Raw genomic sequence first — 25,418 nt, 5'->3', positions numbered from 1 at the left:
TAATTTAGTTAATTTATCGAAACAATGAATTAGTTATTTTTCATTGCTGAAAGCATACCTCCGTATACTTTGTTTAATGCATTAATATTTGCAGAAAGTTCTTGCATTTCTTTTAAGAATTGCTCTGAACTACCTGAAGATTTTTGCATTTCTTCGATAAATTGTTTATTTAATTCTACTTGTTTTTGGCTATTGATAATTTGCTCTGCATAAACAGCATTTAACTGGCTGATATTAGTTGATGCTTTTGCAATCTCATTGCTATATTGTTCTGTTGAAGCTACAGCACTTGTTGTCGTATTTAATTCATTTACAGCTGAACCAAATTTATCTAAAGAACCGCGTAATCTTTCGAAAACTTCTTTGTCTAATTTAGCATCTGCTAAAACTTTATCCAATTCTGCAGTTAAATTATTCCCCGCTGTTGCAACAGCTGCAGTTTTTCTTTGTACTGGCTCACCATTTAATAATTCTGGGTAAGCTTTTTCCCATTGGTAACTTCCTTCTGGTTTATCAAAGAATGCTGAATATAAGAAAACGAATGCTTCAGCTACTAATCCGATTGTTAATATTAAATTGGCTGATAATGGTCCTAAATTCGTGTGTGTAATTTTACATAATGCCCCGATAATTACTACTGCGGCAAAGAAATTATACAAAAAATTTGTAAGACGTTCTTGTTTTGAAGCTTGTACTGCCATATGAGTGCTTTTAATTTATTGTTTTATAAAATAGGTTATTTGGTTTTTCTAAAATTTATTTTTGATCCTTCTGGAAAAGATTGTACTGTACGGAAACCGATGAAACTTCTTGCAGAATCTTTGTTTTCCCAATCACGTGATGATACCATTAATAAATATCCAACATCTTTCCAAGAACCTCCTCTTACACTTCTGTTTACTTCTCCAGACATTGTTATTGACGGATTAAGCGTTGATGACATTGTATAAGACGATCTGTTATATGGTGAACTTGTCCATTCAGCTACATTACCAGCCATATCATACAATCCATATCCATTCGCTCTGAATGTTTTTACTGGAGCTGTATACATATAACCTGTTTTCTTCCCATCGTTGATTTCTAAATAATCTCCACGTTTAGGTTTAAAGTTTGCTAAATAACATCCTCTGTCATCCGTTAAATATGGTCCTCCCCAAGGATAAGGAGCATTTTCTAAGCCACCTTTCGCTGCATATTCCCACTCAATCTCCGTAGGTAAACGGTAGCTAATAACTTTAACTTGACTTCCTCTTTTCTTTTTACTATTCAATGCTTTATTGTGATATCTTGTACGGAAATCACAGAAAGCAGTTGCTTGATTCCAATTAACACCTACAACAGGATAATCTGCATAAGCTTTATGCCAGAAATAATCTTGATGCATAGGATCATTGTATGAATAGTTAAAATCTCTTACCCAAACTGTTGTATCAGGGTAAATATTTAAACTAAATTCTTTACGAAAATCAACACGGAAAGTTCCACGTTTCTTTGCAGCTGCAGTTTGATCTATAGTTACATAAGAATAGTTTAATTTACGTGTGTCAATACGTCTTTCTCCATTCATACGTTCTTCTGGAGGATAATACATTCCCTCCATTACTTCTGCGTAATCAACATCTGGGTATTTATATTTATCCCATTCTAAACGTTGTTTCCAGTTTAATTTCTTCGCATCTAATGATTGCCCATCTCTACCTGTATTGCTATTTTTTAGATACTCATCATACGGAGTTCCTTCTCCGTCTGCAGATCCTGAAATATATGCATATGCTCCAATTCCATCATTATCAGTAGAAGGATTCATTGGATCGAAACCTAAAGTTTCTGCTTTATTTGCCAAAGCAGTGCGTGCGATAGAATCTTTTACATAATTTACAAAAATCTGATATTCTGAATTTGTAATTTCTGTATCGTCCATAAAAAAACCTGTAACAGTAACAGTTTTAACTGGAGCGTCATTTGTTTTTGTAAAATCGTAATCGGTTTGTCCTAAAACAAACGATCCACTCGGAATCGGAACCATTCCTTTTGGACGAACTGGCGTCCAAGCCGAAGATGTTTTCGAAACTATTTGTCCATCATTTCTATCACTACTCCCTCTGTTCTTCAACATTTTACATGATGATAAAGAAAGAGATAGCAACAATGCACTTACCAAAATTCTATTCATTCTGTTATAGATTTATTTTTATACAGGTTTTTATACTTTTAGTTCTCAATTAATAAGGCTACAAATTAAGGCATTTTATTAATTGATTTTTATAATTGTTCTTTATTTTTTAATAAAATTTTTTGAAATACTTCCACCATCTGTTTGGTATTTCTCCATTCAAGGCTTGTTCATAATCTTTTTCTGAACACGAAATAATTTCAAATTTTCGTTCTCCATCAACCGTATTATCTATTTCGATCCACAGTTGATTGGTGAATACATTTCGATAAAAAATATAATTATATCCTTCTGTAGGAACAAAAATTTTCTCGAAATATTGTGTATCATCAAAACTTTTTATTTCTGGAGAATGATTTTTTCCATCAATAAAATACCAAATCATCTGTGCAACAAGTATATGATCTAGCTTCTTATAATTCTCAACATAATCACAAACGTAAAGTGATGTCAATTTATTGCTGAATCCTAAATATCTTGTTAAGGCACATATTTCACGTGATGTAAACCCATTTGGTGTCATGTTTTTTGAAGAAGAAAAATCAGATCCTTGCAAACTCGATAAATTTAACAAAGCTGCATTTACATCTCTCGAATATGGTTCTACTTCTTTTACATTTTCTGAAATCACTCCTAAACGAACTAAATCAAAATTTAATTGATCCAATAAATCTAATTTTTCTTGCGCAACAAAATAAGTTTGAAAACCAATATTTGTATAATCCAATAAATTAAAAGGTTCGTTGGAAATAATTTTTGTTAAATAATTATCTTCAGTTGTTTGTAATTCGTCCTTTTCTAATCGTAATTTATGATCAATCGTTAGATAATATACTTTATCCACAATATTGTCATAAGCGCGATATTGTTGATAACCTAAACTTGGATTTCCTCCTAGGATAACAACAATATATCCATCACGAATTAATCCGTTTATTACTTCTTTGAAAATTTTTTCGGTTTCTGTTTTATCATCATAATAAATAACATCTCCGAAATCGTACAAATCTATCGACCAATTTCCCATTTGTAATTCGTACAATTGTGTACGAATAAGACTAAAATCTACATCTTCAATCAAATCTTTTTGTTTTGAACGAGATTCTGTTACACCAATAATTGCGATTTTATCTTTAGATTTTTCGTCTAATTCGATAATATCTTTTTGAAATTTTATGGTTTGTCCTAACGCAAAAGAATTACAAGATTTAGCAAAATCTTGTAATTCTTCAGAAACGGGTTTTAAAAAGTCGTTGTACATTACTTTTTAGTCGTTGTTTTTTTTGTTGTCGTTTTCTTTGCCGTTGTCTTTTTTGCTGGTGCTTTTTTAGCTGCAGCTTTCTTTTTCGGTTTTGCTGCTTCAATTAGTTTTTCTACCTCAGCCAAAGTCAACGCTTCTGGATTAGTTTCTTTTGGTAATTCAACTTTTATTTTCCCTTGAATTAAGTTGAAACGTCCCCAACGCGCTTTCTCTAAACGTATTTCTTGTTCTGGCCATTCGCGCACAACACGTTCAGATTCTTTGCGTTTTTTATCTTCGATTAATTCTATAATATCAGCTTGTGATAAATGATCGAAATCGTATTTTTTTGGAACATTAATAAACCATTCATTCCATTTGATAAACGGTCCGAAACGTCCTTTTCCTTTCGTTACATCATAACCTTCGTATTGTGCAATTGGCGCATCGGCTTTTAATTTTTCTTCAATTAATTCAACTGCGCGATCAAATGATAAATCCATCGGATCTTCCTCTTTAGGAATTGAAATATATTTATCATCAAATTTCACATAAGGTCCAAAACGTCCGATATTTACTTCCACTTCATGCGCTTTATATTCGCCTAAAGTTTTTGGTAATTCAAACAATTTCAAAGCTTCTTCTAACGTAATATTATGAATAGATTGATGTTTTTGAAGACTTGCAAAACGTGGTTTTTCTTCGTCTTCTGCTTCTCCAATCTGAATCATTGGTCCAAAACGTCCAATACGTGCATGAACTTTTTTACCTGAAACTGGATCATTTCCTAACTCGCGTTCTCCAGTTGCACGATCAGCATTTTCTTGAACATCTTCTACAACATGATGAAATTTCTTATAAAATTCATCAATCATATTTGCCCAATTTAATTTACCTTCTGCAATCTCATCAAAACTATTTTCGACACGCGCTGTAAAATCATAATTCATTACATTCGTAAAATAATCAACCAAGAAATCATTTACCACAATTCCTATATCTGTTGGCATTAATTTACGACGATCAGCACCAAAAATTTCTTTTTGTTGTTCTTTCTTTATTTGATTATCGATTAACGTTAATGTATTGTATTTTCGTTCTTGACCATCCAATTCACCAACTTCAACATAACCTCTGTTTTGGATTGTAGAAATCGTTGGTGCATAAGTTGAAGGACGACCAATTCCTAATTCTTCTAATTTTTTTACCAAAGATGCTTCTGTATAACGAGCCGCCGGACGAGAAAAACGTTCTGTTCCGTTTATTTCATCAGCTTTTAAACTTTCATTTACTTTTACACTTGGCAATAATACTTTATCATCATCTGCATCATCTTCATCACGAGATTCTTGATAAACTTTTAGGAATCCATCAAAAACAATTACTTCTCCTTTTGCTTGAAAAATAAATTGATTTTTGTTGTTATCAATATCAATGATTGTGCGTTCTAATTCTGCATTTGCCATTTGAGAAGCAACTGTTCTTTTCCAAATTAAATCATACAATTTTCGCATAGAATCGTCTGCATTAATTGAGTGATTTTCGAAATGTGTTGGTCGAATAGCTTCGTGGGCTTCTTGTGCAGCAGAATTTTTATTTTTATACTTTCTTATCTCAACATATTTGTTTCCATAAGCAGATTCTATCTCTGTTTTTGCTGCAGCTAAAGCATCATCAGACAAATTCACACTATCTGTTCTCATATAGGTAATATGTCCAGATTCGTATAATTGTTGTGCAACGCGCATCGTTCTCGAAACAGAAAAACCTAATTTACGAGATGCTTCTTGTTGTAAAGTTGATGTTGTAAAAGGTGCTGAAGGTGTACGTTTCGCAGGTTTCTTTTGTAAATCATTCACTTTGAAATCTGCTCCTACACATGTTTCTAAGAAATCTTCGGCTTCTTTTAACGTTAAAAATTCTTTTGTTAAAGCAGCTTTTAATGTTCTTCCTTCATTTGTTTCGAAAATCGCAATGAATTTGTACGATGATACTGGAACGAAATTCTGAATTTCTTTTTCACGCTCGACAATTAATCGAACAGAAACTGATTGAACACGACCTGCAGATAATCCCGGTTTTATTTTTTTCCATAAAATTGGAGACATTTCAAAACCTACTAATCTGTCCAAAACGCGACGCGCTTGTTGTGCATCAACTAAATTTATATCAATCTGACGTGGATTTTCGACAGCATGCTGAATTGCTTTTTTTGTAATTTCATTAAAAACAATACGCTTTGTATCCTTCTTTTTTAAATCAAGAACATGATACAAATGCCAAGAAATAGCTTCTCCTTCGCGGTCCTCATCGGATGCTAACCAAACTGTTTGGGCTTTAGAAGATAATTTTTTTAGTTTACTTACAACCTCCTTTTTATCAGGTGTTACTTCGTATATTGGCTTATAATGATTCTCGATTTCGATTCCCATTCCTTTCTTTGGTAAATCGACCACGTGACCAAAACTTGATTCCACGATAAAATCATCACCTAAAAAACCTTGAATGGTTTTAGCTTTTGCTGGGGACTCAACAATAACGAGATTTTTAGACATATTGTTTTCTTAAAAAATTTCTGCAAAATTAATAACAAAAAAATGAAGCAGCCAAAAAATGATTTCAACTGCCTCATAATTTTATCTATTTCATGTAAGGATTATCCTTATAAATATCTGTTCCGATTTGGTCTATTTCTGATTGTTGATCGTCATCTGTTCCTATAATTGTCTCATACAAAACATATGTTGCAATCGATATCAAAGGTATTGCTACCAATAATCCTACTCCACAAGCCAAAACTCCTAAAATTGCTACACCAAAACAAGCTAAACAAAAAAGAAAAGCAGTTCCAAAATTTTTAAACAAAATACTGACGCTTGATTTTATAGCTTCTGTAGTTGTAAAATTTGTAAATAAAACAAAAGGAATTGCTAATATTGATGTAACGTAAAAAATAACTCCAGGTATAATACATAATAAAACCCCTATCAATCCTAAAAACTGAACAGCTAAATATGTTGTAAAAATAACGCCAAATTTTCCATCTTTATAATGAACAAATAAATCTGAAAAATCAGGATTTTCATGTTTATTAAATTTTTTAGCCATAGTCAAAACACTTACAGTTATAGGAGCTAGAGCGGCTGAAACTACAATGCTAATAATATTACCTGCCCATGCTAAAGGAGATGAAGCTTCTGAAAGCACTTCATTAATATCTGACGGATCACTAATAACCATTGTTGGTGCCGAAATCACTAATCCTAAAAAGAAATTAATCGCAAAATTAATCACAAATGCAATTACTATTGCAAGAATCGCATAAAGTGCGATACCTGAAAAAATTTCCCATGATTTTGAAAAAATATCGCCGATGTTAACATTAACTCCGCGTTGCTTAATTTCTTCTATTCTTTGTCTCACTTTGTCATCCATAGTTTTTTATTTTTTTAGATTTTCTCAAATCTACGAAATGTTAATAAAATGCAAAAGAAAATTTTACTGCCAATATGTCACATAGTTTTATTATTTTTGCACGATAAAATATCCATTTTAGAATGCATACAGAAGAAAAACATATAGATGAAGCAAGACAAGGAGAAGCTTTAATGACTGCTCCAACTCGTAATGCAACCAAGAAATTATTCTTAGAAAGTTACGGATGTCAAATGAATTTCTCGGATAGTGAGATTGTTGCATCTATTCTAAATAATGAAGGTTATCAAACCACTCAAAAAGTAGACGAAGCAGATTTAATTCTTTTAAACACTTGTTCTATTCGTGAAAAAGCTGAACAGACTGTTCGTAAACGTTTGGGAACTTTAAACGCAATCAAAAAACAAAATCCAGGTCTTAAAATTGGAGTTTTAGGTTGTATGGCCGAGCGTTTAAAACATAAATTTCTTGAAGAAGAACATTTAGTTGATATCGTTGTTGGACCAGATGCTTATCGTGATTTACCAAATCTAATCAATGACGTTGAAGATGGTCGTGATGCGGTAAACGTACAATTATCAAAAGAAGAAACATATGCCGAAATTTCTCCTGTTCGTTTAGGAGGTAATGGTGTAACTGCTTTTGTAACGATTACTCGCGGTTGCGATAACATGTGTACATTTTGCGTTGTTCCTTTCACTCGCGGTCGTGAACGTTCTCGTGATCCACATTCTATCATCAATGAATGTAAAGAATTAGCAGAATCAGGTTACAAAGAAATCACACTTTTAGGCCAAAATGTCGATTCATATTTATGGTACGGAGGAGGACCAAAAAAGGATTTCAAAAATGCAACAGATATTCAAAAAGCAACTGCTGTTGATTTCGCACAATTATTAGATATGGTTGCTACGCAATTCCCTAATATTCGTTTACGTTTCTCAACTTCTAATCCGCAAGATATGGAAGAAGGAGTATTAGAAATGATGGCAAAGCACAAAAATATTTGTAAATACATTCATTTACCAGTTCAATCAGGTTCTACAACTGTTTTAGCTCGAATGAATCGCCAACATACACGTGAAGAATATTTCGAATTAATTGATAAAATTCGTCGTATTGTTCCAGATTGCGCCTTATCTCACGATATGATTGCAGGTTTCTGTGGAGAAACAGAAGAAGAACATCAAGATACTTTATCATTAATGGAATATGTAAAATATGATTTCGGTTATATGTTTGCTTATTCTGAACGTCCTGGAACACCAGCACACAAAAAAATGCCAGATGATGTTTTACCAGAAGATAAAAAACGTCGTTTACAAGAAATCATCGAAATGCAACAAAGACATTCAGCAGAAAGAATGAATAGTTATGTTGGAAAAATTCATGAAGTTTTGATCGAAGGAAACTCTAAACGTGACGAAAATTTCTGGTATGGACGTAACACACAAAATGCCGTTTTAGTTTTTCCAAAAGTAGAAGGAACTAAAATAGGAGATTTTGTAAATGTTAAAGCAAATAGCTGTACAACGGCTACTTTGATTGGTGAAATGATAGAAGATTAATTTATCTAACATTCTGAATTTAGTTTTCAGAATCATTTCAAAATCAAAAAAACTCATGAAATTGAAAATTTCAATTTCCAAAACCTAAAAAATAAAAAAATGGATTCTTTACAAACTATCAAACAACGTTTTGGAATCATTGGAAATAATGCAGCTTTGAATCGTGCTTTAGAAAAAGCGATTCAAGTTGCTCCTACTGACATTTCTGTTCTTGTTATTGGAGAAAGTGGTGTTGGAAAAGAATTTATTCCGAAAATAATACATAATCAATCTGCTCGCAAACACAATAATTACATCGCTGTTAACTGTGGTGCTATTCCTGAAGGGACAATCGATTCTGAATTATTTGGACACGAAAAAGGTGCTTTTACAGGCGCTACACAAACTCGTAAAGGTTATTTTGAAGTAGCTGATGGTGGAACAATTTTCTTAGATGAAGTTGGAGAATTACCTTTAGCAACACAAGTACGTTTGTTGCGCATTTTAGAATCGGGCGAATTTATGAAAGTTGGTTCTTCGGAATTACAAAAAACCAATGTAAGAGTTGTTGCTGCTACAAACGTAAAATTAAAAGAAGCTGTTGAAAAAGGGAAATTTAGAGAAGATTTATATTACCGATTAAATACAGTTCAAATAGATATTCCAGCTTTACGAGATCGAAAAGAAGATATCAATTTATTATTCCGAAAATTTGCTTCAGATTTTGCAAATAAGTACAGAATGCCACATATCGAGCTTTCTCCAGAAGCACAAAATTATATTGCAAATTATCCTTGGCCAGGAAATGTTCGTCAATTGAGAAATTTTGCAGAGCAAGTTTCTGTTATTGAAAAAGAACGCGTAATTTCATTAGAAAAAATAATGGAATTATTACCAAATAATTCTACAATGTTAACCGTTACGAACAAATCTAAAGACGGAAATTCTTCTGATTTTATGGAACGCGAATTATTGTTCAAGGTTTTATTGGATATGAAAAAAGATTTGAACGATTTGCGCGCTTTAACATTAGATTTGATAAAGCACAAAAATGTTGATGATTTGAATGGGAATACACAAGAATTAATTCAACGTGTTTATCAAGATAAAAATGAGTCTGAGAATGATTTTATTCCAAGTCAATACAATTTAGTAACAGCATCTTCTACTCCAAATCCGCCTACATATCAACAACCGCAATACGATTATTCGAACGATGTTTACGATGTAAGCCCAATCGAAGAACCAGAATCACTTTCGTTACAAGACAACGAAAAGGAAATGATAAAATTAGCACTCGAAAAACACAAAGGAAAACGTAAAATGGCTGCTGATGAATTAGGAATTTCTGAGCGTACATTGTATCGCAAAATAAAACAATATCATTTGTAAGTATGAACAAAATAAAACTATTCATCCTTAGTCTTTTCGCTATTTTTAGCTTAACAGGATGTATAAAATATTCGCTTTCGGGAGCTGCAATCCAACCAGATTGGAACACAATTTATGTGGCAACTTTTCCCAATTATGCACCTCAACAAAATCCTACTTTAAGTCAAGATTTAACAATTGCGATTCAAGATATTTTCAGAAGTAGAACAAAATTAAAATTAAACTCGAACGAAAATTCAGATTTAATTATTGAAGGTGAAATTACGGGTTATGATATTGTTCCAGAAGCTATCCAATCCAATGATATTGCTGCTAAAAACAGATTAACAGTTTATGTAAAAGTTAGATATATCAATAATAAAGATGAATCTAAAAGTTACGATAAAACATTTTCTGCATTTCAATTATATGATGGAAATGCAATTTTAAGTTCTGTAGAACCCACTATTGTTCCACTAATTATTAATGATATTCGCGATCAAGTTTTTGCTTCAATTGCGATGGATTGGTAAAAAAATAACCTTATATTTGAGCAATGACCAGAATTGAATATTTAGTAGCACATCCGTACGAAGTCGAAAGATCGGATATTCCGCTTCTTAAAAAAGAAGTAGAGAAATATCCATATTTCTATACTTTACGCGCTTTGTTACTTTATGGTTTGAAAAAAGAAAATCATCCTTCTTTTGAGGATTATCTAAACAAAACTTCAATTCATAGCAGCAACCGCGTTGATTTGTATCATTACATCAATTCCAAACCGATTCAGAAAGAAATTCAAACTGAAACTATTTCTGAATCTAATTTAGAAAATTCTACTTCTGAAATTATTGAAGATAATAATGAAACTGTAGAAGTTATTGATAAAGCGATAGAAGAAGAATTAAATCAAGAAATTGAAACTATTTCCGAATCAAATTCAGAAGAAATCAATGAAAATATTATTGTTGACGAAATGATAGAAAATGATACAGAAGAATCTGAATTGAAAACAGATGATGAAGTTGATCTTATTTCGGATGAAGAATTGAACGAAGTTGCTGAAATCACGAACAAATTTGTTGAAGAAAATAATTCTTCTAAAGAGGAAATGTTAACTTCTGAAAATGATATTAAAAATGCTGTTCAACAAACTTCTGGAATCGAAATTACAGAATCAGAACCTCAGCAAATAATTGAAACAATAGAAGATAATCAGAAAGAAGAACAGACAAATAAATTAACTGAAAATATTGAAATCATTGAAAATTCTAAACCTGAAGTAATTGAGGAAAAAGTAGAATTCATTGAAAACAATTCAGATAATTCAACATTTTCTTTTACTGATTGGTTAAAGAAAGTTCCTTCTCAATCAAAAACGCAAAAAGAGATTGAAGAAGAGCAAGAAATTGCAGAAAGAGAAATAAAATATAAACTGATTGATGATTTCTTGGAAAAAAATCCAAAAATAGTTCCGATGAAAAAAACGGATATTACACCAGTCAGCTCATCATCAAATTTTGTTCAAAACACAGAAGAATACTCAGATTTGATGACCGAAACTTTAGCTCAAATTTACATTGAGCAAAAAAAATATGACAAAGCGATTAAAGCTTATAAGATATTAATTTTGAAATATCCAGAAAAAAATAGTTTATTTGCAAATCGAATTAAAGAAATTGAAAATTTAAAAAACTCTAAATAATAAAATGGGACTATTTCAGTTTTTCATGGTTATTATCATGATTTTATGCGTATTATTAGTATTAATTGTATTATCTCAAAACCCTAAAGGAGGTGGATTATCTTCTACTTTCGGTGGCGGTGGTGGAAGCCAAATGTTTGGAGTTCAAAGAACAAATAAATTCTTAGACAATACAACATGGGGATTATTCATCGCAGTAATTGTATTAATTATTGGAGCAAGTGCAACACATGAAAATCCAAATGCTATAAAACCTATTAAGCAAAATGTAACTGCACCAGCTAATAATTTACCAGCACAACCTGCTGCAAATGGAGCAAATCAAAATCAATTACCAGCTCAGCCAACACAGCCAGCGAAGTAATTTTTAAAAAGAAATATATGAAGCCTCACAAATTGTGAGGCTTTTTTTTTAATTTGTTTATATAATCTTTAAATTTATTAAAATCTATAATATGAAAATATTTGTATCATATTTACTTATTTATCTTACATTTAGTATAAACTTATTTGCTCAAAAAAACTTCTGGAAATCAACTAATTCTAGAGGGATTATCCCTAAAGAAGAACTTATTATTAGAGCTCATACTCCAACCAAATCAATTAAATTAAATTTAGAGTACAATGATTTAGTTAATTATTTAAAAAACTCCTATCAATCAACCGTTTTATTAAAATTTCCAACTGCAAATGGAAGTTTTAAAAATTATAGCATATCCGAGAGTTCTAATTTATCGCCAGAGTTACAAATAAAATACCCTGATATAAAATCATTTATAGGATACAATTTAGATAACCCTCAAGAAAGAATTAATTTTAGTCTTTCTCCACAATTTGGATTATATGGCCTAATAACTGATGGAAATAAAACTGTATTAATTGATTCTTATACAAAAAATAAAGACTTATATATTATATATGACAAAAGTGATTTGGTTAATGCTTATAATTTCAAATGTAGCATAGAGCCAAATGAAAATGCTCTAGGAATAGAAAATTTAAATTTTGAACAATTAAACAAATCAAATAAGGCAATTACACAAAGTAATTCACTAAGAAAATTTCGAATTGCAATTACTACAACTACTGAATATTCTAATTTTATTATAGAACAAGCAAACTTAAGTTCAGGAACTGAATCGCAAAAGAAAGCTGCAATCTTAGCTGCAGTAAATTTATCTTTAACTAGAATAAATGGAATTTTAAAAAATGATGTTGGAGTATTCCTTGAATTAATACCAAATACAGATCAATTATTTTTTATAAATTCTGATAGTTTTCAAGATCCAAATATAAATTCTGAATCAGCTTCTAATTTTAATCTATCAGAGAATATTCGAGTTACTAATAGTATTATTGGTGTTGATAATTATGATATCGGCCATTTATTTTTCCATGTAAAAGATATTCGTAATTCTAATGGTTTAGCATATACACCATCTGTTTGTAATAACCGTAATAAGGCTGGAGGCGCTACAGGGACAGTAATTCCAATAGGAGATCTTTCGATATTGATTATACAACTCATGAAATTGGTCATCAACTTGGAGCTTATCATACACAAAATAATAATTGCAATCGCACGTTAACAAGTTCTGTAGAACCTGGAAGCGGATCTACAATTATGGGCTACGCGGGAATTTGTTCTCCAAACATACAACGAAATAGCGATCCATATTTCCATAGTAGAAGTATAAATGAAATTAGTAATAATTTAAAAAAAGTAAATTGTGGTCAACTTATTTCAACAACAAACGAAACACCTATAATTAATTCTAATTTAAAATCAACTTATAACATACCTATCTCTACAGCTTTCTCTTTAGAAATATCTGCTCATGATACAAACAACGATCAGTTAACCTATACATGGGAACAAATAGATCCTGAAATAGCAGAAACTAGTATCAATAACCTACTTCCATTGTCGACAAATACACAAGGCCCAAGCTTTAGATCGTTTTCTCCAACAACATCTGGAATAAGATATTTCCCAACTTTAGAAAAAATTATTTTAAATAAATTAGTATTTGAATCGAACGATTACCTTTCAAACATTTCAGACTACCCAAAAAATAATTGGGAAGTCATACCATCAGTTCCACGACAAATGAACTTTTCAGTAACTGTCCGTGACAATAACACTCAAGTTGGCTTAACTACAAGACAGGATATTCAATTAAAGTTTTTAAACATTGGTCCATTCAAAGTAACTTCTCAAGCTGAGAATGATTATTGGACACAAAACTATCCAGCTACAATTACTTGGGATGTTGCAGGAACTGATGCAAACGAAATTGATACACAAAATGTAAAAATCTTATTATCGGTTGATGGAGGAAAAACATTTGATTATGTCTTAGCTGAATCTGTTCCGAATAATGGAAAATATGATTTTACAGTTCCAGCTGATATTACTTTAACAAAAGAAGCTCGTATAATGATTAGAGCAATTGACAATGTTTTCTTAGCAGTAAATGCTACAAATTTTGAGATCTCAAATAAGTTAGGAACTTCTGAGATTAGCTCAAAAGATTTAGCCACTATTTCGCCAAATCCATCAATCGGAATTATCAATTTAGAGTTCACAAAATCATTCACAACCGGAAAAATTACAGTAACAGATTTAGCAGGAAGAACAGTTTACACAAATACATTGAATTCTTCTAAATCGCAACAAGTTAATTTATCCAATTTAGGAAATGGAGTTTACCTTGTTTCAATTGAAACGGGTAACGAACAATTCACAAAAAAACTGATTATAAAAAAATAATCTAATCTAAAATTACTTTAAATGCCAAGTTGTCTGACAGCTTGGCATTTTTTATTTTTCTTAACCACAATTAACTTATCCATAATGGCAGAAATTGGCTGTTGGCACGCTTTTCGTTGAATTGTAAAACATCAATTTAAAATAAAATATACAAATATGTCACAATTAAACATTAAACCATTAGCAGATAGAGTTGTTATTGAACCTGCTCCTGCTGAAACTAAAACCGCTTCAGGAATTATCATCCCAGATTCAGCAAAAGAGAAACCACAAGAAGGAATTGTAGTTGCTGTTGGTAATGGAAAAAAAGACGAGCCAATGACAGTTGCAGTTGGTGACAAAGTACTTTACGGAAAATATTCAGGAACAGAATTAAAATTAGAAGGTAAAGATTACTTAATTATGCGTGAAGCTGATATTTTAGCAATCATCTAAATTTAGTTGCAATAAGTAAAATGTATCAAATACAAAGTAACTTATTTTTTTAATTTTTAATCATATTCGCCTTAAGACTTAAGGCTTAAGACATCAAAACATAAATAAAATGGCAAAAGATATTAAATTCGATATTGAATCAAGAGACGCTTTAAAAAGAGGTGTTGATGCATTAGCAAATGCAGTTAAAGTAACATTAGGACCAAAAGGTCGTAACGTAGTTTTAGAAAAATCTTTCGGAGCTCCACATGTAACTAAAGATGGGGTTTCTGTTGCTAAAGAAATCGAATTGGAAGATCCAATCGAAAACTTAGGTGCACAAATGGTGAAAGAAGTTGCTTCTAAAACAAATGACGTTGCTGGTGATGGTACAACTACTGCTACAGTTTTAGCACAAGCTATCGTTCGCGAAGGTTTAAAAAACGTTGCTGCAGGTGCAAACCCAATGGATTTGAAACGTGGTATTGACAAAGCTGTTGCTGGAATTGTAGCAAACTTAAAAGACCAATCACAAGAAGTTGGTGATTCTTCAGAAAAAATCAAACAAGTTGCTTCTATCTCTGCTAACAATGATGATACAATTGGAGCATTAATCGCAGAAGCTTTTTCAAAAGTAGGTAAAGAAGGTGTTATCACTGTTGAAGAAGCAAAAGGAACTGAAACATATGTTGACGTTGTAGAAGGAATGCAATTCGATCGTGGATATCAATCTCCATACTTCGTAACAAACGCAGACAAAATGATTGCGGAATTAGAGAACCCTTACATTTTATTATGTGAGAAAAAAATCTCTAACCTACAAGAAATCTTACCTTTATTAGAGCCAGTTGCTCAATCTGGACGTCCATTCTTAATTATCTCTGAAGAAGTAGAAGGACAAGCATTAGCTACTTTAGTTGTTAACCGCTTAAGAGGATCTTTAAAAATCGCTGCTGTTAAAGCACCAGGATTCGGAGATCGTCGTAAAGCAATGTTACAAGATATCGCAATCTTAACAGGTGGTACAGTTATTTCTGAAGAGCAAGGAATCACTTTAGAGACTGCTACATTAGAAATGTTAGGTACTGCAGAAAGAGTTGTTATCGACAAAGACAATACAACAATTGTTAACGGTGCTGGAGATCCAGAGCAAATCAAAACTCGTGTTAACCAAATCAAAGCTCAAATCGAAACGACAACTTCTGATTATGACCGCGAAAAATTACAAGAACGTTTAGCTAAATTAGCTGGAGGTGTTGCTGTATTATACGTTGGTGCTGCTTCTGAAGTTGAGATGAAAGAAATTAAAGACCGTGTAGATGATGCTTTACATGCAACTCGTGCTGCTGTAGAAGAAGGTATCGTTGCTGGTGGTGGTGTTGCTTTTGTTAGAGCATTAACTAACTTAGCAATCGAGACTACGAATACAGACGAAGCTACAGGTGTTAAGATTGTAACGCGTGCTGTAGAAGAACCATTACGCCAAATCGTTCACAACGCAGGTGGAGAAGGTTCTGTAGTTGTTGCAAAAGTAAAAGAAGGAACAGGTGATTTCGGTTACAATGCAAAAACAGATGAGTATGTAAACATGATTGAAGCTGGGGTTATTGACCCTACTAAAGTTGCTCGTGTAGCATTAGAAAACGCTGCATCTGTTGCTGGTATGTTAATCACTACTGAGGCAGTTGTTACAGAAATTAAGAAAGATGAGCCAGCTATGCCACCTATGGGAGGCGGAATGCCAGGTATGATGTAATCTAATCATCAACTTATCAAGATATAGAAAGCCTTGTCAAAGTCATTAGACCTTGACAAGGTTTTTTCATTATTATCACCTCAATCAAAATAACTCATAAGTAGTTAACAATAAAAAGCCGCGCAGGTTTTCTCTCACTACTAAGGAGGTTTTATTTCGTTGATAATTAGAATAACATCAAAACATTACTAACTTATTAAAAATCAATAGTTTTAAGTTATTTCTTAAGTAATTAAGATAAACTTTCATCTTGCTTAATAGTTAGATTAAATCCCCTTTAATTCTATTTATCTTGAAACTAACTTTCGATAAAAAGATACGTATTAACGAATAGAAAGAAAGCGAAAAAGCCATTCAGAAGTCTGAATGGCTTTTCCATTAAGTCATAAATAATAAAAAACTATATAATCGTCGATTTTCCCAACAATACGTTCTCAAAGTTGAAATACGAATGATGATCGTGATCGCTCAATAATATCTTTGCGATGTAATTTGCCACAACAGATGTCGAATAATCACTTGTTTCATCTAAATCTGACGTTACAATCAAATTATTAATTGCGTTTTCTACCGCATCTTCTATAGCATTTGCTCCTGCATCTAACCCTAGATAACGCAACATCATTGCGGCACTAAGAATAGACGCCATAGGATTGGCAATTCCTTTTCCCTTTGCCTGCGGATACGAACCATGAATAGGTTCGAACAACGCATTGTCTGCACCAACCGAAGCAGAAGGCAACAAACCTATACTTCCTCCTATTACACTGCCTTCGTCCGAGATAATATCGCCAAACATATTCTCTGTCAATAGCACATCAAATTGTTTTGGGTTGATAATTAGCTGCATTGCCGCATTATCTACAAACAGGTAATCTAGCTCAACTTCTGGGTAGTCTTGGCTAATATCCATCACTACTTTTCGCCACAAACGAGACGTATCTAGTACATTTGCTTTGTCTACTAAGGTTACTTTTTTACGGCGTTTCATTGCTTCCTGAAAAGCTAAATGTGTAATTTGCTCAATGTCTTTTCTGTTGTAAGAACAGGTATCGTAAGCATAAGAACCGTCTTCTGCTGTAAATTTTTCACCGAAATATATACCATTAATCAACTCGCGAAAGATAACCATATCTGTACCTTCGATGTGCGAACGCTTTAGCGGGCTCTTCCCCAACAAAGATTCGTAAGCCTTGATTGGGCGGATATTTGCAAATAAACCAAGTTCCTTTCTCAGCTTTAACAAACCTTGTTCGGGACGAACTTTAGCGTTCGGATTATTGTCATACTTGGGATCTCCGATGGATCCAAACAAAACAGCATCTGCCTCTTTACATAATTGCAAGGTTGTTTCGGGCAAAGGATTTCCTGTTTCGTCAATCGCAATTGCACCAATCAAAGCTTCTTCAAACTCGAAATTATATTTAAAAAGTTGTTCTACTACTTTCAGAACTTTTATAGTTTCCGAAACAACTTCTGGCCCTATTCCGTCGCCAGAAAGTACTGCAATCTTATACGTCTTCATATTGTAAAGGTTTATGGTTTTGTTCGTATGCTTCTATTTTTTCTTTTTGACTGATTAAAAAATCAATGTCATCATATCCATTTAATAAACATATCTTTTTATAGGAATCAACTTCAAAGCTGATGATTTGATCTTGAATCTTTAAAGTTTGATGTTCTAAATCGACTTCAAACGCTGTTGTTGGTTCTTGGTCGATAATATCAAAGATTTGATTTAGGATTTCGTCCGTAACAACAATTGGTAAAATACCGTTATTCAAGGCATTTCCCATGAATATATCTGCAAAATAGCTGCTAATCACAACATCGAATCCATAATCTTTAATTGCCCAAGCTGCGTGTTCGCGGCTACTACCACAGCCAAAGTTTTTACCTGCAACTAGTATTTTACCGGAATAGTTTGAGTTATTAAGTGGGAAATTCTCAATGATTTGATTGTCTTGATTAAAGCGCCAATCTCTGAATAGATTGTTTCCGAAACCTTCTCTACTAATTACTTTCAGGAAACGAGCTGGTATAATTTGATCGGTATCTATGTTTTCTATTTTAATCGGAACAGCCGATGATTTTAGTTGATTAATTGAATCCATTTTGAGTTAATTTTAATTGATGTCAACAATTTTACCATGAATTGCAGCAGCGGCAGCAATCAAAGGACTTGCTAATAATGTTCTTGAATTTGGACCTTGACGACCTTCGAAGTTTCTGTTCGAAGTCGAAACGCAATATTTCCCTTCCGGAACTTTATCTTCGTTCATCGCTAAACAAGCCGAGCAACCAGGTTCGCGCAATTTGAAGCCCGATGCTTGAAAAATCTTATCCAAACCTTCCTCTATTGCTTGCTTTTCTACTTGTTTAGAGCCTGGAACAATCCAAGCTGTTACATTTTCATTGCGTTGTTTTCCTTTGACATAATTTGCCACTTCACGCAGATCTTCTATTCTCGCATTGGTACAACTTCCGATAAATACATAATCTATTGGATGATTTATAATAGATTGATTGTCTTGAAAGCCCATATATTTTAATGCTTTTTCGAATGATTCTTTTTCATTCTCGCTTAATGAATCCTTAGAAGGAATGATGTCTTTCACCGAAATTCCCATTCCTGGATTAGTACCAAACGTAATCATTGGATAAATATCTGCTGCATCAAACTCTATTTCTTCATCAAAAATTGCATCTTCGTCACTTGGCAAAGTTTTCCAATAAGCTACTTTTTGTTCCCATTCTTCACCTTTTGGAGCAAATGGTTTGTCTTTCAAATAGTCGAAAGTTGTTTGGTCTGGAGCAATCATTCCGCCACGCGCTCCCATTTCAATCGACATATTGCAAACAGTCATTCGACCTTCCATCGACATATTCTCGAAAACATCGCCTGCATATTCACAGAAATATCCCGTTCCTGCATTGGTACCAACTTTAGAAATAATGTATAGAATAACATCTTTTGGTTGAACATTAGGATTCAGTTTTCCATTGACTTTTATTCGCATTGACTTTGGTTTGTTCATCAACAAACACTGGCTTGCAAAAACCTGAGCAACTTGACTTGTTCCAATCCCGAAAGCAATCGTACCAAAAGCACCGTGCGTAGATGTGTGGCTATCCCCACAAACCATTGTCATTCCTGGTTGCGTAACACCCAATTCTGGCGCTATAATGTGAACAATTCCCTGATATGGATGACCTAAACCATAGAAAGCAATCTTATTTTTTTCGCAATTAATTGCTAATTGTTCTAACTGTTGTTTTGATAATGGATCACGAATTGGCTGATCTTGGTTGATTGTTGGTACATTGTGATCTGCTGTTGCAACAATTTGATCTGGACGAAAAACTGGAATATTTCTCGCTTCTAACTCTGCAAAAGCCTGTGGACTTGTTACTTCGTGAATTAAATGTTTGTCAATATAAATAACTTGTGGACCGTTTTCTACTTGGCTCACAACATGGGCATCCCATACTTTATCAAATAATGTTCTCATGCAAATTTTCGTTGTGTTGTTTGGTTAAACTGATGCATTAACCCAAGTAAATCTTCGCGTACTACTTCTTTCTTTTCATCTGCAATTGCTAAAAATTGTTCATATAAAATGTCTAACTCATTCTTAGATGTATCGAAACCGATATCTTTTAGACGATAAGCCAATGCCGAACGTCCACTGCGAGCTGTAAGAATAATAGAAGATTCATTCACCCCAACATCTGCTGGATTGATAATTTCGTAGGTTTCACGGTTCTTTATCACGCCATCTTGGTGAATTCCTGAACTATGCGCAAAAGCATTTGAACCTACAATTGCTTTATTTGGTTGCACCATCATTCCCATTGTTTCGGAAGTTAACTGACTTAATTCTGTTAACATTTGCGCATTGATATCTGTATAAAAATTAAGTTCTTTGTGTTGTCTAAAAATCATCACAATTTCTTCTAATGCTGTATTACCTGCACGCTCTCCAATTCCGTTAATTGTACATTCAATTTGTCTTGCACCATTTATTGCACCAGCAACTGCATTTGCTGTTGCCAAACCTAAATCGTTATGATTATGACAAGAAATAATAACATTATCTATCCCTTGAACATTATCTTTTAAGTATTTAATTTTATTTCCATATTCAAAAGGCAAACAATATCCCGTTGTATCAGGAATATTAAGAACTGTTGCTCCAGCTTTGATAACTTCTTCGCAAACTTGTGCTAAAAAAGCGTTGTCTGTTCTTCCGGCATCTTCTGCATAAAACTCAACATCGTTTACAAAAGTTTTTGCATAAGCAACAGCTTCTATTGCGCGTTCGATAATTGCTTCACGATTCGAATTGAATTTGTGAATAATATGTGAATCCGAAGTTCCAATTCCGGTATGAATTCTTGGTTTAATTGCATGTTGCAAGGCTTTAGCAGCAGATTCAATATCTTTTTTATTTGCACGAGTTAAACCACAAACAGTTGCGTTTTTCACTAATTTCGAAATAGAATCTACCGCATCAAAATCTCCTGGGCTAGAAATAGGAAAACCAGCTTCTATAACATCAACTCCTAATTCATCTAATCTCGCAGCAATTTCTAACTTTTGTTTTTTGTTCAACTTACATCCTGGGACTTGTTCTCCGTCTCTTAATGTCGTATCAAAAATTTGAATCTTTTCAGCACTCATAGCAATTTGTTTTGATTATTATTGTGACATAAAATTAAAATTATGCTAACTTTAAATTTCTTATTAAAAGTTTATTTTACAATTTTCAAAAAGATTTTAAATACACTATATTGCTGTTTTTAAACACTTTAAATCTATTTTCATTACAATGTCAAATCATAATAAAGATTCTCTTTTTAGTTTAATAAAATCACTTAATCGTTCGGAGAAACGTCAATTCAAGCTTTATGTAAATCGTTTGCAGATTAATGCAGATGCAAAATTTCTATTGCTTTTTGATTTATTAGACAAATTGGATGAGTATGATGAAACGATTATTTTAAAGAAGAAGATTACAACTAAGCAGCAATTATCTAATCTAAAGGCACATTTGTACAAACAAATTTTATTCAGCTTAAGAATGAATCCTTCTCAACAAAATACACGTATGCAAATACGTGAACAATTTGATTTTGCTACAATTCTATATCAAAAAGGTTTGCATAAGCAAAGTTTAAAAATGTTGGATAAAGCGAAAACACAAGCCTTAGATTTTGATGAAAAAACAATTGCATACGACATTCTTGAATTAGAAAAGATTATTGAATCTCAATTTATTACACGAAGCATTTCAGGACGTGCAGATCAGTTAATTGAACAATCAGAGAAGTTAAGTTTACAGAATTTACAAGCAAGTAAATTATCTAATTTATCGCTGAAATTATATAGTATTTTACTCGAAAATGGTTATGCAAAAGATGAAGATGAAATAAAAAAAATTCAAGATTTTTTTGATTCGGAAACGAAAAATATTGATTTAAAACAATTGGAATTCAAAGAAAAACTGTGGTTTTACAAAGCAAATGTTTGGTTATCTATGCTAACACAAAACCTTGATACAGCTTATGATTTTTCGAAGAAATGGGTTGAATTGTTTTATGAAAAAAGAGAACGTATTCTTAGTCATCCTGTTTGGTTTATAAAAGGAAATACTTATTTATTGAAGATTTTGTATTTGAAAAAGAATTCGTCTGAATTCAAATTATGGTTCGATAAACTAGAATCTATTTATGATATTTTACCACAAAATGATAATGTAGAAGCGCTTTGGTTTATCAACAAATTCAATAGTAAACTGAATTACTTTTTTATCAATCCGAAAGAAAATATTAGTCCTTTTTTAATTAAAGATATTTTACGCGAAATAAAACTTCATCAACACAAAATAGACAATCATCATATTTTGGTGCTTTATCTGAAAATTGCAGCTTATTATTTTCTTAATAAAGATTGGAATAATTCGTTGGAATATTGTCAAAAAATAATCAAGAGTGAAGCTATAATTCAGGAAGATTTATATTTTTATACATTGGTTTTGATTATGATGAATTTATACGATTCTGGAAACGATCAGGAATTGGATATGTATTCGTACAAAACGCATAAATTCTGTAAAAAGATGAAAAACAGTAACATTATTACACGAAAAATTAGTTTGTTTTTTATAGAATTGAATGATCTTTATCCGCATGAAAAAGTGAAAGCTTTCCGTGAATTATACAATTTTCTAAAAGATTCTGATCAACAAAATTTATTGAGAAGAAATACCAATTACATTAATCTTAGTCGTTGGATGGAAGATAAAATTTAAGCTAAATACTTCTCAACAAAATAATTTCAAACTTTTTGATGCTTATTGTATCTTTACAAGTAAATCTAGCTAAGTATTTTAAAATACAGTTGTTAATAAAAAAGCTTTTGAAGCAGTTTTATCACAAACAGACAGTATAGAAAGTATTCGGAAATCGAAAGTTTAATAAATCTCTATAAAATAATAATCAACAAATTATCGTGGTTAAAAGAATTTATGCAATAAATCATTCTTTTTCCTACATATTATTTCGCAAAAAAGCCTATTTATTAATACCTTTACAACGTTAATATTTTTTTTAGAAATGGAAAAACAACCTCAAGAAGTAGTTCTAGTTGGTGCTGGAATAATGAGTGCCACACTTAGCATACTTCTTAAAAAGATAAATCCAAATATTAAGATTTCTGTTTTCGAAAAATTAGATAAAATTGGGTTTGAAAGTTCTGATGCTTTCAATAATGCTGGAACAGGACACTCAGCTTTTTGTGAATTAAATTACACTCCTATGGACAAAAATGGAGTTGTAAATATTGATAAAGCGATTGAGATTGCAAAACAATTTGAAACTTCTAAAGAGTTTTGGTCTTACTTAGTTGAAAATAATTATGTTTCTTCGCCAGAAAAATTTTTACGTCCTACTCCACACATGTCTTTTGTTTGGGGAGATGATGATGTAAACTTCTTGAAAAAACGTTATGAAAAACTTTCTCAACATCCTCTATTTAAAGGAATGGAGTTTTCTGAAGATGTCTCAAAAATCAAAGAATGGGCGCCATTAATTGTGGATGGTAGAAAAGGACATGAAAAGGTTGCTGCAACGCATATGAATTTGGGAACTGATGTAAATTTTGGTGAATTAACTCGTCAAATTTTCAAAGGTTTACTAGATAAAAATGAAATTACACTTGAAACTGAACACGAAGTAAAAGACTTAACTCGTCTTAGCAATGGAAAATGGGCAGTTAAAGTAAAAGATTTAAAATCTGGAAATAATAAAGCCGTTAATGCTGATTTCGTATTTGTTGGTGCAGGTGGAGGAGCAATTTTATTGTTACAAAAATCTGGTATTCCAGAATCTAAAAAATTTGGAGGTTTCCCTGTTGGTGGACAATGGTTAATTTGCCAAAACGAAGAAGTCATCAATAAACATCATGCGAAAGTATACGGAAAAGCGAAACTTGGTGCACCACCAATGTCTGTTCCTCACTTAGATACACGTGTTATTGATGGAAAACAATCTTTATTATTCGGACCATTTGCAACATTTTCTACAAAATTCCTAAAATACGGTTCTCATTGCGATTTATTCAAATCAGTAAATTTTGGAAACGTAGGATTTTTGATGAATTGTGGATTGAATAATATAGATTTGACAAAATATTTAGTACAACAAGTTATGTTATCCAAAGCTAAAAAAGTCGAAGCATTACAAGAATACTTTCCAGAAGCAAAAATAGATGATTGGTTCGAACAAACAGCTGGTCAACGTGTGCAAGTTATCGAAAAACAAGACGGAAAAGGAGTTTTAAGATTTGGTACTGAAATCGTTGTATCTCAAGATGGATCAATGTCAGCCTTATTAGGAGCTTCTCCAGGAGCATCTACTTCTGTTAGTGCAATGCTAAGTTTAATGAAACAATGTTTTCCAGAATTAATGAAAAATAACTGGAACGAAGCTATTAAAGCGATGATTCCTTCTTATGGTGAAGATTTAGCAAAACCTGAACTAATTGAAGCTTCAAGAGCACGCACAACTAAAGTGCTTAAAATTTTAGATTAAGATTTTTCTTACATTATTATATTATAATCCTGATATTCATTTATCAGGATTTTTTTTAACCCAATAATTATGACATAAAAAAAGGTTTGAGAAATATCTCAAACCTTTTAATTTTTTCTGAACATCCTAAACTTTTTGTTAGTCTTCGCTTTTTAAAATTTCGTATTCAACTTGCATCACTCCTGTGTTAGTGTGACCAATTTCGCTGAATGCAGCTTGACTTAAGTCTAAAACTCTAGATTTAGCATATGGACCTCTGTCGTTAATTTCTACAACAACAGATTTACCATTTCTGATATTCGTAACTTTTACTTTCGTACCAAATGGTAAAGACTTATGGGCAGCTGTTAGTTCGTATTTATCATACGTTTCACCACTAGCTGTCTTGCGTCCGTGGAATTTGTCCCCATACCAAGAAACAACTCCTGTAGAGATTTTTCGAGCACTATTCTCGATAAGTTCTCCAACCAACTTTTCATCTTCAACTGATAATGTATCTTTTTTAATTGTATCATTATCAGCATCATTACTAAATCTTTTCTCAGAAGCTGGCACAATAATTGTATTATCACTACCAGAATCCTTAAAAATTTTACCATCAGCATTTGCTATTGGAAAAATCATTATCATTGCTATAAACGCTGTAATGCTTTTCGTCATCCTTTAGATATTTCTGATTATGATGCAAATTTAAGGGTATAAGTACCTCATTATTTAGAATTGTTCTAATCAATTGATTTTTAATCTGAAATTCTCTTGTGCGATGCTAGTTTAGATGCTTACAGTGATTTGTTAATTTAATGTTAAAATAAATAGATAATGCTAATTTTTTTAGGAATTATTCATTTAAATCGGATATTTAACTGATATACAACAATAAGCTATTTTATATAATTCGAAGAAATTT

The 25,418-nt window shown here is 32.2% G+C and carries 21 protein-coding genes; 11 read left to right on the top strand and 10 right to left on the bottom strand.

All coding sequences use genetic code 11. The features are described from left to right. Nucleotides 1-29: 29 nt before the first annotated feature. The 5 genes from gldL to ACMHJW_RS05220 form a co-directional block, all read right to left on the bottom strand. A complete protein-coding gene (gene gldL / locus ACMHJW_RS05240) occupies nucleotides 30-701 on the bottom strand; it encodes a gliding motility protein GldL (RefSeq protein WP_413532371.1) in 672 nt (223 codons plus the stop codon). A gap of 35 nt (nucleotides 702-736) precedes the next feature. Further along, complete coding sequence (gldK, locus tag ACMHJW_RS05235) at nucleotides 737-2,176, bottom strand: gliding motility lipoprotein GldK (RefSeq protein ID WP_413532370.1); 1,440 nt, start codon at nucleotides 2,174-2,176, stop codon at nucleotides 737-739. A 109-nt stretch (nucleotides 2,177-2,285) separates the two neighbouring features. Further along, on the bottom strand, nucleotides 2,286-3,437 hold the full coding sequence (locus tag ACMHJW_RS05230; RefSeq protein WP_413532369.1) for a hypothetical protein: 1,152 nt from the start codon (nucleotides 3,435-3,437) through the stop codon (nucleotides 2,286-2,288). Further along, the gene (topA, locus tag ACMHJW_RS05225; protein WP_413532368.1) at nucleotides 3,437-5,971 is read right to left on the bottom strand and encodes a type I DNA topoisomerase; all 2,535 of its coding nucleotides are present in this window, start codon (nucleotides 5,969-5,971) and stop codon (nucleotides 3,437-3,439) included. Before topA ends, ACMHJW_RS05230 begins: the two co-directional genes overlap by 1 nt. Nucleotides 5,972-6,056: 85 nt before the next feature. Further along, complete coding sequence (locus ACMHJW_RS05220; protein ID WP_413532367.1) at nucleotides 6,057-6,851, bottom strand: hypothetical protein; 795 nt, start codon at nucleotides 6,849-6,851, stop codon at nucleotides 6,057-6,059. Between the two features lie 122 nt (nucleotides 6,852-6,973). On the opposite strand from ACMHJW_RS05220, the gene miaB reads away from it, so the two are divergent. The 9 genes from miaB (at nucleotide 6,974) to groL (ending at nucleotide 16,417) form a co-directional block, all read left to right on the top strand. Next, nucleotides 6,974-8,419: a tRNA (N6-isopentenyl adenosine(37)-C2)-methylthiotransferase MiaB gene (gene miaB, locus ACMHJW_RS05215; protein WP_413532366.1), complete on the top strand. Its 1,446-nt coding sequence runs from the start codon at nucleotides 6,974-6,976 to the stop codon at nucleotides 8,417-8,419. 99 nt (nucleotides 8,420-8,518) lie between these two features. Continuing rightward, entirely contained in the window at nucleotides 8,519-9,790 is a 1,272-nt protein-coding gene (locus ACMHJW_RS05210) for a sigma-54 interaction domain-containing protein (protein WP_413532365.1), read from the top strand. Between the two features lie 2 nt (nucleotides 9,791-9,792). Continuing rightward, on the top strand, nucleotides 9,793-10,302 hold the full coding sequence (locus ACMHJW_RS05205) for an LptE family protein (protein WP_413532364.1): 510 nt from the start codon (nucleotides 9,793-9,795) through the stop codon (nucleotides 10,300-10,302). Between the two features lie 23 nt (nucleotides 10,303-10,325). Continuing rightward, nucleotides 10,326-11,474 carry a hypothetical protein gene (locus tag ACMHJW_RS05200; RefSeq protein ID WP_413532363.1) on the top strand — a complete coding sequence of 383 codons (1,149 nt, stop codon included), beginning with the start codon at nucleotides 10,326-10,328 and terminating at the stop codon, nucleotides 11,472-11,474. 4 nt (nucleotides 11,475-11,478) lie between these two features. Next, nucleotides 11,479-11,838: a preprotein translocase subunit SecG gene (secG, locus tag ACMHJW_RS05195; RefSeq protein WP_413532362.1), complete on the top strand. Its 360-nt coding sequence runs from the start codon at nucleotides 11,479-11,481 to the stop codon at nucleotides 11,836-11,838. A 91-nt stretch (nucleotides 11,839-11,929) separates the two neighbouring features. Then, the gene (locus ACMHJW_RS05190; protein WP_413532361.1) at nucleotides 11,930-13,063 is read left to right on the top strand and encodes a reprolysin-like metallopeptidase; all 1,134 of its coding nucleotides are present in this window, start codon (nucleotides 11,930-11,932) and stop codon (nucleotides 13,061-13,063) included. Further along, entirely contained in the window at nucleotides 12,985-14,247 is a 1,263-nt protein-coding gene (locus ACMHJW_RS05185) for a zinc-dependent metalloprotease (protein ID WP_413532582.1), read from the top strand. Before ACMHJW_RS05190 ends, ACMHJW_RS05185 begins: the two co-directional genes overlap by 79 nt. 156 nt (nucleotides 14,248-14,403) lie before the next feature. Further along, nucleotides 14,404-14,682, top strand: a complete 279-nt coding sequence (groES, locus tag ACMHJW_RS05180; protein ID WP_019975019.1) for a co-chaperone GroES — start codon at nucleotides 14,404-14,406, stop codon at nucleotides 14,680-14,682. 109 nt (nucleotides 14,683-14,791) lie between these two features. Next, nucleotides 14,792-16,417, top strand: a complete 1,626-nt coding sequence (gene groL / locus ACMHJW_RS05175) for a chaperonin GroEL (protein WP_413532360.1) — start codon at nucleotides 14,792-14,794, stop codon at nucleotides 16,415-16,417. A 400-nt stretch (nucleotides 16,418-16,817) separates the two neighbouring features. On the opposite strand, the gene leuB is transcribed toward groL, so the two are convergent. The 4 genes from leuB to ACMHJW_RS05155 are packed head-to-tail and all read right to left on the bottom strand — an operon-like array spanning nucleotide 16,818 to nucleotide 21,101. Continuing rightward, nucleotides 16,818-17,942, bottom strand: coding sequence for a 3-isopropylmalate dehydrogenase (gene leuB / locus ACMHJW_RS05170; RefSeq protein ID WP_413532359.1), 1,125 nt, complete (start codon nucleotides 17,940-17,942; stop codon nucleotides 16,818-16,820). Continuing rightward, nucleotides 17,929-18,531 (bottom strand): 3-isopropylmalate dehydratase small subunit, encoded by a 603-nt coding sequence (gene leuD, locus ACMHJW_RS05165; RefSeq protein ID WP_413532358.1) that lies wholly within the window; start codon nucleotides 18,529-18,531, stop codon nucleotides 17,929-17,931. Before leuD ends, leuB begins: the two co-directional genes overlap by 14 nt. A 12-nt stretch (nucleotides 18,532-18,543) precedes the next feature. Then, on the bottom strand, nucleotides 18,544-19,929 hold the full coding sequence (leuC, locus tag ACMHJW_RS05160; RefSeq protein WP_413532357.1) for a 3-isopropylmalate dehydratase large subunit: 1,386 nt from the start codon (nucleotides 19,927-19,929) through the stop codon (nucleotides 18,544-18,546). Next, nucleotides 19,926-21,101 carry a 2-isopropylmalate synthase gene (locus ACMHJW_RS05155; protein ID WP_413532356.1) on the bottom strand — a complete coding sequence of 392 codons (1,176 nt, stop codon included), beginning with the start codon at nucleotides 21,099-21,101 and terminating at the stop codon, nucleotides 19,926-19,928. Before ACMHJW_RS05155 ends, leuC begins: the two co-directional genes overlap by 4 nt. A gap of 148 nt (nucleotides 21,102-21,249) precedes the next feature. Here ACMHJW_RS05155 and ACMHJW_RS05150 point away from each other — a divergent pair, with 148 nt between their 5' ends. Both ACMHJW_RS05150 and mqo read left to right on the top strand, forming a co-directional pair. Next, nucleotides 21,250-22,731, top strand: coding sequence for a hypothetical protein (locus ACMHJW_RS05150; RefSeq protein WP_413532355.1), 1,482 nt, complete (start codon nucleotides 21,250-21,252; stop codon nucleotides 22,729-22,731). Between the two features lie 304 nt (nucleotides 22,732-23,035). After that, nucleotides 23,036-24,511 carry a malate dehydrogenase (quinone) gene (gene mqo / locus ACMHJW_RS05145; RefSeq protein WP_413532354.1) on the top strand — a complete coding sequence of 492 codons (1,476 nt, stop codon included), beginning with the start codon at nucleotides 23,036-23,038 and terminating at the stop codon, nucleotides 24,509-24,511. 138 nt (nucleotides 24,512-24,649) lie between these two features. On the opposite strand, the gene ACMHJW_RS05140 is transcribed toward mqo, so the two are convergent. After that, nucleotides 24,650-25,171 carry a septal ring lytic transglycosylase RlpA family protein gene (locus tag ACMHJW_RS05140; protein ID WP_413532353.1) on the bottom strand — a complete coding sequence of 174 codons (522 nt, stop codon included), beginning with the start codon at nucleotides 25,169-25,171 and terminating at the stop codon, nucleotides 24,650-24,652. Between the last annotated feature and the right edge of the window lie 247 nt (nucleotides 25,172-25,418).

The organism is Empedobacter brevis (genome assembly GCF_965118635.1).
In the GTDB taxonomy this organism is placed as follows: Bacteria; Bacteroidota; Bacteroidia; order Flavobacteriales; family Weeksellaceae; genus Empedobacter; species Empedobacter brevis_A.
This window is presented reverse-complemented; position numbering and strand designations above follow the sequence as displayed.